Raw genomic sequence first — 6,079 nt, 5'->3', positions numbered from 1 at the left:
CTGCCCCTTTTTCAGGATTGACCAAGTATTTCTCCAGTTCCTTGGAAAGTCCAAGCATATGCACCAATTCTTCGCGATCGCTCTTAGCCTGTTTTAATAGAATCATAAACTCGCTATTGGCAATAATGCGTCTGCCATTAGCATCCAAAAGAAGCGTTTCTACATTCTGAGTAATACCTGTCGGTATCGCCCCATACTTACGGACACGACTCCAGAGTTTAAAGAAAAAATCAGAGGCATACTTGTCCAATAAGAGAAGCTGCATTTCATCAAAGTAAATCCAGGTCTTCTTGCCTAGTTTTTGATTTTTCACCACACGATTCCAAATCTGGTCAAAGATAACCATGAGGGCAATCTGTTTTAATTCATCGCCTAACTTTTTGACATTGTAAATCAGGAAATGACTGTCTGTTTTAATATTGGTCCGATGTGAAAATATGTCCAGCGACCCTTCCACATAGAGTTCCATATCCAGTGCCAAGTCCTTAGCTTCCTGTTCAGGTTGTTGAGCTAAGACAAAGACCCATTCGACCAAGGACGGTGTGTCAAAATGCTTATAGGTCAAGCGTGTCACACGGTCAATCAAGGACTTCTCACGACCATCCATTTTGCGATCCAAGAGCTTCCCAATCCAAGACAAGAGAAATTCGGACTTAACCTTAACCGGATCCTCATCCATATTCTCATCAGATAGATCTAAGACATTTAAGAAGGTAGTGGAATCTGGAGCAATATCAATACTCTCCCCACCAAAGGCTTGGCCGATTATACTGTACTCATTTTCTGGATCAACAATAATAATTTCAGTATCACTATCTGCTTCCTTGAGCTTTGTAGAGATGATTTCATGTTTTGTCGCCATCCCTTTGCCCGCTCCAGAAGTCCCTAAAATCAAACCTGACGGAGTATTTAACTTGCCACGGTCAATACTGATGATATTACTTGAGATTTGATTGATGCCATAAAATTTCCCACCCTTGTCCTGAATATCAACGGAAGTCCAAGGTGCATTCACGGCAATGTTTGAAGTCAATAGAGACCGAGAAACACCTTCAAGATAGTTCTTCCCAAATGGCAAGAGACTATTAAAAGCAGCTTCTTGCATATAGGTCAAGTTATCGATAATCATATCATTAGACCCTGCCACTTGCTTGATAATACCAAGAGATTGTTTGAGTTGGTCTTCAGTATCCGCAAGCACTCCAATTAGAAATACGGTGTCAAACAGCTTATCTCCTGTCTGGGTCATGGTTTGAAGAAGAGCTTCTGCTTCATCGATGTTGTTTTCAAGAACATGGCCGACCTTCTCCAAATAGATTCCAGTCCGAGCCATCTTTTGTTGTTCCCCAATCTTTTGCGATTCCATCAAGGTCTTCTTGGTTCGTAGCTTGGTCATGGTTTCAGACTTGGTAGAGCCTTTAGCATGCAGACTAATCATCACTTCCAAATCTGACTGCATCAAGTCTCGAATAAATTTATCCCCTAACTCCATGCCATAGTCACGAACATAGACAATCTGTAATAATCGATCGTCCAATTCAATATGATTTTTGTGTTTAAAGGAAAGGTAGGTTGGGGCAATAAAGTGTTTGGTGGATTGACCTGAGAGGGTCAAATCCTTGTAAGAAAACGGTAAATGATTTTCACCCCGCAACATATCCGCAAGGACATTCACTCGCTCCTCTCCACCGAGCAGACCAAGAGATACATCAATCTCTGAAAAGCCACTCTTGAAATATTCCCCAATCTGTGACAGAGAACGAAAAGCTAGTTTTGGTGTTTGGTCGCTCTTGCCAAATGAAAGAAACTTGACAGCTGAAAAGTTGTTCTCACCCGCCTCTAAGTTGGCATCCATCATGCGATTCAATTCATCACGATAAGCATCAAACCCATCTTCCTGTAAGGGATAGAGAATACTCTTACGGAATTTTTCCAGATTGACTTTTTGATTGAAAATAGTCAATTGGAAATTGGTCTTATCATCCAGTGAATTGATTAAATCGGAATATTTCTCAACAATAGCTCCCTTATCGTCTAAGCCAACTGTTTGATAATTAATATCTCCTAAGAGATAGGTTTGTGAGAAGTAACTTGGACTGACCTGCATAAGGCCATTCTGAAAAAGCCCTTGATAAGCTAACGTATTTATGGTAGAAGGTCTAATCTCCTGTTTCTGTGTTTTCGTCTTTTGCTTTTGGTCATTAGAAGATGTCTTTGGTTTCATTGAGTGTTTTAATTTTTTCACGTTGGTCTCCTTTTCTTCCAGTTATTGTACGGTCTGGCACTGTTAGTTCATAATGAAATCGGTACCTGAGATAGGTTTCAAATGGTAAGTCATTGGGGCGATAGACTCCAAATAACATGAGTGGAATGGTAAAGCTAAAAACAAAACCATAGACAAACCAATCCCCAAATTGCCAGTAAAATAGGTTCAAGCCCAATACCAAAATGGTTATGGCGACGGCTGGAAATACAAAAATAACCTGTCTAGTTGTAAATCCTAGCCATGCCCTGTGTTGAACCTTTGAGATGTCCTTAAAGACACGAGTGTTCATAAATGTTCTCCAATCTAAGTAAGCTATAAAAAGAGGAGGCGAGATAGTGACTCCCTTCCTCCTACATCCCCAAAATACTTCGGGCGGTTCGTTGACTGCCAACTAAGGCAATGATTAACAATATGGCCTGTACCAAGCCACCAAACATAATGGCGAGTGATTCCATCACTCCAGCTCCATTTGATACGGCAATCTTTCCAGCCGATTCAAACAAGGGAACAAGAGATACAATTAGAAAAATCAAAATACCTTGAATGGCATAGACCATGATGTTTTTAAGGTAACCAATCCCAACACTTCTCCAGTCATCACTAAGAAAGGTTGGAATGGTAACAGGAGCAAAAGGAATCATCAGATAGAGTTGGATAAAGCGAATGGTAATCAAGATATTGACAACCATGATGCTGGCCATTCGTACCAACCAAATGAGAATCGCAAAAAAGCCAATAATCATTTTTCCTACAATTCCAGATCCCTTAATGCCTGAAATGGTATCATAATTAGCACCACCATTCGTGACAAGACTTGCCACTTGTTCAATAACATAAGAGGCAATGGCAATAATGGCTTCCACAATAACCGTCGTATTGGTAATCACGACCGCGACCATGATGTAGCTGACAATCATAGGTGCCATGGCTTCAAAGGTCATTGCACCACCTGAGTTTGCAATTTTCTTGGCCATTTTTGAAAATTCGAGTACGAGAACAACCGCAAGAATAGCTACTCCCAAGGGTTGCATAATCCCCTTGGTAATGGCTGTCATGTAAGACCACACCGTCGGATTAAAGTCCGCTAGTGACTTAACCAAGTTGGCGGTTGATTCTAAATCCACATGAAACCCTTCAAAAAGGCTATCGCTAGATACTTTTTCAGAGGCTAGAAATACAAAAGGTGACGTAAAATTCATTATCATGTCATGTGCTATCCTCCCCTAAATGGTAATCTGAGTCACAAAAGCACCAGCGGCTCCCACCATGACCCCACCAACAATTTCTAGAATAGCATTTCGGACACCTGGCCCACCATCTTTAATGTTGGTTGAAAGGTTGATAATGCCCATGACAACAAGAAAGGCTCCTACTGCAATTAAGCCTTTTTGTAATAGAGACATGGCTTGGGAGAACATGGAGCTGGCGTCCACTCCGTAAACAAAGCCTGTTAGTTTTTGATTCATATAATTCCTCATTTCTATTAATGTAGTGTCGTTTCTGTGCTTAAATCCCTTATTTTATGGCCTGACAATTCTAGCTCTTCCTCAGCGGTTAGGGGATTGATATGATAGTGCCACCACCGTTCATCGGTTTCCTTATCCGCAAGCCATTTCCAATTCTTATGTTTGGGTGGAAAATATTTCTTGGTTCGAAAAACAGGAACCCCTGCAATGCGTACAAGACACTCATCTCGTTTCATATTCCCTACTTCATCAGCCGTCATCAAGTCACGGGCAATTTTCTGATGAGAGGTAGAACTTGAGCCAGTCTGCCCAAAAGAACGACTGGTACTTCTGACATCAATGGTTTGTTTGCCTAATAGACCACTCATAAATTTGAAAGTTTCCTCGTCATTTCCACCCAAATAGAGGAGGCTGTCACAGTTCCCCAGTATAGTTTTCCAAGCCTCTTTTTCCTTATAAAGTCCTTGGAGTTGAGCAATATTTTGGAGAATAGGCACAAGACTCATATTCCTAGAACGAACTGTTGAGGTTTGTTCAGCAAAGTCTGGGATTTCTCCGACATTCGCAAACTCATCCAGATAGCTTCTAACATGAATAGGCAGTTGCCCTTTAAAGTCCACATCAGCCTGTCTGGTCAAAGTGGAGAAAACCGTAGAGAAAAATAATGCAGATAGAAAACGAAAGGTCGTATCATTGTCTGGAATAACAAGATATACCATGGTCTTTTGAGTGCCCCACGTTTTCAAATCCATAGTGTCTTTTTGCGTCAAATCAATCACCGATTGAATATTAAAAAGGGCGAACTTAGCGGTCGTCACAGCAATGACCGAATCCAAGGTCTTATCCTTATAGTTTTGAAAATCCGCCCAGTTTCGCATGGTAAAGTTTTCGTGACCATATTTTTTAGCATAATCTTCAAACAGGACTTCAAGAACACTTTTGTCCTGATTGTCTCCCTTTGATAAGAGTTTGATGAGTTTCCCAATCTCAGAAAAGGCTGGATAACGGCCACTCTTACGTCTTGCTTCCTGCTCTTGCTTAGAACTTCCTGGTGGATTGTAAAAATCTACCAAATAAGAGGCAATAGCTCTCACCAATGTCATAGAAGCCTCGTCCCAAAATGGATCACTGCGTGAACCAGACCCACGGGTATTGTTAAAATAGACCGTTAACATGCGGTTCAAATCATTCTCTGTTTCTACATAACGAAAGGGATTAAAACCGTCTGAATTGGTCATATTAACCAAGTCTAAAACTTTGACCTGATAACCGTTTTCTAAAAAGAGTTTACCTGTCCTCTCAGCCAAATGGTCTTTAGGATCTACGACAATATTGGAACAATTAAGTTGGATAAGGTTGGGTTTCACAAAGCGAAAGGTCTTGCCTGCCCCAGAACCCCCAATGACAATCAAGTTTTTATTTCGGTCAAACTGGGGTTTCTTCTTTTCCAATAAGGTTAGACGAACATCACGAGCCAAAATCGTGTCATTAAAAGGATTCTTACTGTAAAAGTTCCGCTTTTCCTTATTGGTTCCAAATCGTGCAGAACCGTATTCTTCCCCTTCTCGATAGACCTTCTGTCCTGTCGATACATAAAGATAGACTAGTGTCATCGTTAGAACCCCAAGGATAAAGGCAAGAAGAGATTTTTGAGTAAAGGAAAATAGCCATAAAGGATTGAAAACCTGATTTAACCCCTCTCCTAAGAGGTAGGCAAATCGTTCCATAGGTGGGGCATTGGTTAAACTATCATAGAGCAGGGTTAGACGATGGCAGAAATAACCAAAGGCGAGACCCAAGAGACCAAAGACAAATGCTTTTTGCCTGGAATACATTACAAGGTCACCTCCTTGGTTTTGACTGCCGAAGGTTCTGTCACTCTAATTTTCTCTTTGGCTAGTTCTATCTCTTGGTCCAAGGTTTTATCAAAGGTTAAACCTTCTAGCTTCTCTGGATTAGACATCAGTTTCTTCAACAATTCATCCAAGTGATGATCGAGCAAGGTCTTATCCTTGGCATAAAAGTAGAGATAATCTTTTTGCCAACTAATTGCGATTGGCAGTTTTTCTGACTCCATCAACTCCTTAAATTTCTCCACATCGATTGGCTTATCCAGTATGTCTTTACTAACATCTATCGCTTCAATTGCGTAAGGGCTTTGAAGGAGTTCTTCCAGTTTTTGAACCCCAATCTTATAAGCTGAATCTTGAGCTAAGGCTTGCCTAGCCGACCATTCTAAGAGCTTTAAGAGGGTTCTGACTGTCAATAAACTACTTCTTTCCACGTATTGCATCGCTTGACGTTCTTGTTGTTCAGATGACATGGTGACCTCCTCTTTTTTTCGATT

The 6,079-nt window shown here is 40.9% G+C and carries 6 protein-coding genes; all 6 read right to left on the bottom strand.

Annotated features, from left to right (window positions below; genetic code table 11):
* The coding region (locus tag ACVRWY_RS05065) for a VirB4-like conjugal transfer ATPase, CD1110 family (RefSeq protein WP_447455782.1) at positions 1-2,245 on the bottom strand (2,245 nt) is incomplete at its 3' end.
* Positions 2,202-2,555 carry a PrgI family protein gene (locus ACVRWY_RS05060; RefSeq protein WP_014636950.1) on the bottom strand — a complete coding sequence of 118 codons (354 nt, stop codon included), beginning with the start codon at positions 2,553-2,555 and terminating at the stop codon, positions 2,202-2,204. The genes ACVRWY_RS05065 and ACVRWY_RS05060, both read right to left, overlap by 44 nt.
* 61 nt (positions 2,556-2,616) lie before the next feature.
* Entirely contained in the window at positions 2,617-3,471 is an 855-nt protein-coding gene (locus tag ACVRWY_RS05055) for a VirB6/TrbL-like conjugal transfer protein, CD1112 family (RefSeq protein ID WP_354368565.1), read from the bottom strand.
* Between the two features lie 18 nt (positions 3,472-3,489).
* Entirely contained in the window at positions 3,490-3,732 is a 243-nt protein-coding gene (locus ACVRWY_RS05050) for a hypothetical protein (protein WP_001072182.1), read from the bottom strand.
* 17 nt (positions 3,733-3,749) lie between these two features.
* Positions 3,750-5,567, bottom strand: a complete 1,818-nt coding sequence (locus ACVRWY_RS05045) for a VirD4-like conjugal transfer protein, CD1115 family (protein WP_354368562.1) — start codon at positions 5,565-5,567, stop codon at positions 3,750-3,752.
* A complete protein-coding gene (locus ACVRWY_RS05040) occupies positions 5,567-6,055 on the bottom strand; it encodes a hypothetical protein (protein WP_002936460.1) in 489 nt (162 codons plus the stop codon). Before ACVRWY_RS05040 ends, ACVRWY_RS05045 begins: the two co-directional genes overlap by 1 nt.
* Positions 6,056-6,079 lie beyond the last annotated feature (24 nt).

The organism is Streptococcus porcorum (assembly GCF_053203725.1).
The sequence above is the reverse complement of the archived record's forward strand: the minus strand, read 5'-3'. Positions and strand labels throughout refer to the sequence as shown.